Here is a 4,964-nt window from a genome sequence, read left to right as displayed (position 1 = left end):
CCACCGGATCTTTCCGGTGGCGTGGTTCCTTTGAAAAACAACACAGCGAGGACGCTGTGAACCGCCGGGCTTATTCCGCCCGGGGGTTCCGCGGTAAACATTCACGGAGAGTTTGATCCTGGCTCAGGACGAACGCTGGCGGCGTGCTTAACACATGCAAGTCGAACGATGAACCCGCTTCGGTGGGGGATTAGTGGCGAACGGGTGAGTAACACGTGGGCAATCTGCCCTCCACTCCGGGACAAGCCCTGGAAACGGGGTCTAATACCGGATATCACTTCCACTCTCCTGGGTGGGGGTTGAAAGCTCCGGCGGTGGAGGATGAGCCCGCGGCCTATCAGCTGGTTGGTGAGGTAACGGCTCACCAAGGCGACGACGGGTAGCCGGCCTGAGAGGGCGACCGGCCACACTGGGACTGAGACACGGCCCAGACTCCTACGGGAGGCAGCAGTGGGGAATATTGCACAATGGGCGCAAGCCTGATGCAGCGACGCCGCGTGGGGGATGACGGCCTTCGGGTTGTAAACCTCTTTCAGCAGGGAAGAAGCCTCACGGTGACGGTACCTGCAGAAGAAGCGCCGGCTAACTACGTGCCAGCAGCCGCGGTAATACGTAGGGCGCAAGCGTTGTCCGGAATTATTGGGCGTAAAGAGCTCGTAGGCGGCTTGTCACGTCGGGTGTGAAAGCCCGGGGCTTAACCCCGGGTCTGCATTCGATACGGGCAGGCTGGAGTGTGGTAGGGGAGATCGGAATTCCTGGTGTAGCGGTGAAATGCGCAGATATCAGGAGGAACACCGGTGGCGAAGGCGGATCTCTGGGCCATTACTGACGCTGAGGAGCGAAAGCGTGGGGAGCGAACAGGATTAGATACCCTGGTAGTCCACGCCGTAAACGGTGGGAACTAGGTGTTGGCGACATTCCACGTCGTCGGTGCCGCAGCTAACGCATTAAGTTCCCCGCCTGGGGAGTACGGCCGCAAGGCTAAAACTCAAAGGAATTGACGGGGGCCCGCACAAGCAGCGGAGCATGTGGCTTAATTCGACGCAACGCGAAGAACCTTACCAAGGCTTGACATCGCCCGGAAAGCATCAGAGATGGTGCCCCCCTTGTGGCCGGGTGACAGGTGGTGCATGGCTGTCGTCAGCTCGTGTCGTGAGATGTTGGGTTAAGTCCCGCAACGAGCGCAACCCTTGTCCCGTGTTGCCAGCAACTCTCTTCGGAGGGGTTGGGGACTCACGGGAGACCGCCGGGGTCAACTCGGAGGAAGGTGGGGACGACGTCAAGTCATCATGCCCCTTATGTCTTGGGCTGCACACGTGCTACAATGGCCGGTACAATGAGCGGCGATACCGCAAGGTGGAGCGAATCTCAAAAAGCCGGTCTCAGTTCGGATTGGGGTCTGCAACTCGACCCCATGAAGTCGGAGTTGCTAGTAATCGCAGATCAGCAGTGCTGCGGTGAATACGTTCCCGGGCCTTGTACACACCGCCCGTGGGGGGAGCGGTCGAAGGTGGGACTGGCGATTGGGACGAAGTCGTAACAAGGTAGCCGTACCGGAAGGTGCGGCTGGATCATAGGCGCCTGCTCTTCGGTAGGCGCCTGCTCTTCGGGGCCGGCGTCCAGGGCCACAACGCAGGCGAACGTTCTGCGGTGGTTGCTCATGGGTGGAACGTTGACTATTCGGCACACTCGACCTGCTCTGGGTCGCGAGTACTGCTTCGGCGTGGAAAGCGATGAGGAGAGGCGAGGGTGTCGGGCACGCGGGGTGATGGGTGGTTGGTCGTTGTTTGAGAACTGCACAGTGGACGCGAGCATCTGTGGCCAAGTTTTTAAGGGCGCACGGTGGATGCCTTGGTACCAGGAACCGATGAAGGACGTGGGAGGCCACGATAGTCCCCGGGGAGCCGTCAACCAGGCTGTGATCCGGGGGTTTCCGAATGGGGAAACCCGGCAGTCGTCATGGGCTGTCACCCACACCTGAACACATAGGGTGTGTGGAGGGAACGCGGGGAAGTGAAACATCTCAGTACCCGCAGGAAGAGAAAACAACCGTGATTCCGGGAGTAGTGGCGAGCGAAACCGGATGAGGCCAAACCGTACACGTGTGAGACCCGGCAGGGGTTGCGTGTACGGGGTTGTGGGATCTCTCTTGATCAGTCTGCCGGCTGGTCGACGAGTCAGAAACCGTTGATGTAGGCGAAGGACATGCGAAAGGTCCGGCGTAGAGGGTAAGACCCCCGTAGTCGAAACATCAGCGGCTCGTTGGAGAGACACCCAAGTAGCACGGGGCCCGAGAAATCCCGTGTGAATCTGGCGGGACCACCCGCTAAGCCTAAATATTCCCTGGTGACCGATAGCGGATAGTACCGTGAGGGAATGGTGAAAAGTACCGCGGGAGCGGAGTGAAATAGTACCTGAAACCGTGTGCCTACAAGCCGTGGGAGCGTCGCGCATCGAGTTTACTCGGTGCGTCGTGACTGCGTGCCTTTTGAAGAATGAGCCTGCGAGTTTGCGGTGTGTTGCGAGGTTAACCCGTGTGGGGGAGCCGTAGCGAAAGCGAGTCCGAACAGGGCGATTCAGTAGCGCGCTCAAGACCCGAAGCGGAGTGATCTAGCCATGGGCAGGCTGAAGCGGCTGTAAGAGGTCGTGGAGGGCCGAACCCACCAGGGTTGAAAACCTGGGGGATGACCTGTGGTTAGGGGTGAAAGGCCAATCAAACTCCGTGATAGCTGGTTCTCCCCGAAATGCATTTAGGTGCAGCGTCGTGTGTTTCTTGCCGGAGGTAGAGCACTGGATAGGCGATGGGCCCTACCGGGTTACTGACCTTAGCCAAACTCCGAATGCCGGTAAGTGAGAGCGCGGCAGTGAGACTGTGGGGGATAAGCTCCATGGTCGAGAGGGAAACAGCCCAGAGCATCGACTAAGGCCCCCAAGCGTACGCTAAGTGGGAAAGGATGTGGAGTCGCACAGACAACCAGGAGGTTGGCTTAGAAGCAGCCATCCTTGAAAGAGTGCGTAATAGCTCACTGGTCAAGTGATTCCGCGCCGACAATGTAGCGGGGCTCAAGCGTACCGCCGAAGTCGTGTCATTCGTACAACAGGGCCAACGCCCGTACGGATGGGTAGGGGAGCGTCGTGTGCCGGGTGAAGCCGCCGCGTAAGCGAGTGGTGGACGGTTCACGAGTGAGAATGCAGGCATGAGTAGCGATACACACGTGGGAAACGTGTGCGCCGATTGACCAAGGGTTCCTGGGTCAAGCTGATCTGCCCAGGGTAAGTCGGGACCTAAGGCGAGGCCGACAGGCGTAGTCGATGGAGAACCGGTTGATATTCCGGTACCCGCTGTGAAGCGTCAAACGCTGAATCCAGTGATGCTAAGGCCGTGAAGCCGTTCCGGACCCTTCGGGGGAAGGAAAGTGGTGGAGCCGCCGGCCCAAGCTGGTAGTAGGTGAGTGACGGGGTGACGCAGGAAGGTAGTCCAGCCCGGGCGGTGGTTGTCCCGGGGTAAGGGTGTAGCCCGTCATCCAGGTAAATCCGGATGACATGTGGGTGAGACCCGATGCCGAGCCGATTGTGGTGAAGTGGATGATCCTATGCTGTCGAGAAAAGCCTCTAGCGAGTTTTACGGCGGCCCGTACCCCAAACCGACTCAGGTGGTCAGGTAGAGAATACCGAGGCGTTCGGGTGAACTATGGTTAAGGAACTCGGCAAAATGCCCCCGTAACTTCGGGAGAAGGGGGGCCATCACCGGTGAGAGGACTTGCTCCTTGAGCTGGGGGTGGCCGCAGAGACCAGCGAGAAGCGACTGTTTACTAAAAACACAGGTCCGTGCGAAGCCGTAAGGCGAGGTATACGGACTGACGCCTGCCCGGTGCTGGAACGTTAAGGGGACCGGTTAGTCCGACTTCGGTCGGGCGAGGCTGAGAACTTAAGCGCCAGTAAACGGCGGTGGTAACTATAACCATCCTAAGGTAGCGAAATTCCTTGTCGGGTAAGTTCCGACCTGCACGAATGGCGTAACGACTTCTCGACTGTCTCAACCATAGGCCCGGTGAAATTGCACTACGAGTAAAGATGCTCGTTTCGCGCAGCAGGACGGAAAGACCCCGGGACCTTTACTACAGTTTGATATTGGTGTTCGGTTCGGCTTGTGTAGGATAGCTGGGAGACTGTGAACTCTGGACGCCAGTTCAGGGGGAGTCGTCGTTGAAATACCAGTCTGGTCGTGCTGGATGTCTAACCCGGGTCCGTGATCCGGATCGGGGACAGTGTCTGATGGGTAGTTTAACTGGGGCGGTTGCCTCCTAAAGAGTAACGGAGGCGCCCAAAGGTTCCCTCAGCCTGGTTGGCAATCAGGTGGTGAGTGTAAGTGCACAAGGGAGCTTGACTGTGAGACCGACGGGTCGAGCAGGGACGAAAGTCGGGACTAGTGATCCGGCGGTGGCTTGTGGAAGCGCCGTCGCTCAACGGATAAAAGGTACCCCGGGGATAACAGGCTGATCTTCCCCAAGAGTCCATATCGACGGGATGGTTTGGCACCTCGATGTCGGCTCGTCGCATCCTGGGGCTGGAGTCGGTCCCAAGGGTTGGGCTGTTCGCCCATTAAAGCGGTACGCGAGCTGGGTTTAGAACGTCGTGAGACAGTTCGGTCCCTATCCGCTGCGCGCGCAGGAGTCTTGAGAAGGGCTGTCCCTAGTACGAGAGGACCGGGACGGACGAACCTCTGGTGTGCCAGTTGTTCTGCCAAGGGCATGGCTGGTTGGCTACGTTCGGGAGGGATAACCGCTGAAAGCATCTAAGCGGGAAGCCTGCTTCGAGATGAGGACTCCCACCCCCTTGAGGGGTTAAGGCTCCCCAGAGACGATGGGGTTGATAGGCCGGATCTGGAAGCACCGCAAGGTGTGGAGGTGACCGGTACTAATAGGCCGAGGGCTTGTCCCCAGATTGCTCGCGTCCACTGTGTC

At 58.9% G+C, this 4,964-nt stretch carries 2 rRNA genes; both read left to right on the top strand.

Features of this window, described 5'->3' with window-relative positions:
• The first annotated feature begins 100 nt into the window (after positions 1–100).
• Positions 101–1,582, top strand: a 16S ribosomal RNA gene (locus OP79_RS48620).
• A gap of 237 nt (positions 1,583–1,819) precedes the next feature.
• Positions 1,820–4,941 (top strand): 23S ribosomal RNA (locus tag OP79_RS48615).
• Together the 16S and 23S rRNA genes form the textbook arrangement of a ribosomal RNA operon.
• Positions 4,942–4,964: the final 23 nt, after the last annotated feature.

Origin of the sequence: Streptomyces yerevanensis (genome assembly GCF_000716805.1) — a bacterium.
In the GTDB taxonomy this organism is placed as follows: Bacteria; Actinomycetota; Actinomycetes; order Streptomycetales; family Streptomycetaceae; genus Streptomyces; species Streptomyces flaveus.
This window is presented reverse-complemented; position numbering and strand designations above follow the sequence as displayed.